Source organism: Vibrio sp. 1249-1, assembly GCF_033340495.1.
This window is the reverse complement of record NZ_JAWOWJ010000859.1, coordinates 1-584: the sequence shown is the minus strand read 5'-3', so window position 1 is coordinate 584 and position 584 is coordinate 1. Positions and strand designations below refer to the sequence as shown.

1 protein-coding gene is annotated in these 584 nt (G+C 45.9%); it reads right to left on the bottom strand.

The window, feature by feature from the left end:
• The coding region (locus R7Z50_RS29325) for a hypothetical protein (RefSeq protein ID WP_318149992.1) at positions 1-411 on the bottom strand (411 nt) is incomplete at its 3' end.
• Positions 412-584 lie beyond the last annotated feature (173 nt).

Genomic DNA, 584 nt, shown 5'->3' with positions numbered 1-584 from the left:
CGTCAACTCTTCTTTTTCCAGTAACTCACGCGCCTCAACCAGACGATCACCAAATGAGAAGTTACTGACCACTTGATCGCGCTCTTTAAGCAGTTTGAAAAGCGAACCCAGCGCATCACCAATTTGTGTATTTAGGTGATCGTGCGCTTTTTTATGGTCACGGGCAGATTCAGCCAATCCAATAAGCAAGGCTTTACGGCGTTCGGCCTTATTTGCTGCTTCTTCTTCATGAATAAGGGCCAGTTCGAGTTCTTCCTGTTCATGCAATAGTTCCAGCTTGTCTCTCAGCATGGCGCGATCACGGGTCACTTTGTCCAATTCGGCTTTGGTTAATGACTTAGGTTTTAGCTGCTCAAGGCTTGTTTGGGCCTCTGCAATCAGCTCTCGAATTCTGTTTAATTTCTTGCTCATGGTGGTCTCTCTTAATTCAGAATGTTCGTTGGTTTCCTGAGATATTAAAGGAGAGATCGGGCGTAACAAGCCCGTAGCGCCTAAGCGATATTTTTTCCCTGATAGATGTTTATTGCGCGGCTAGAGATGAGGGGGATCGCGTAACTATCACTGTGAATTTGCTACTCACTTGC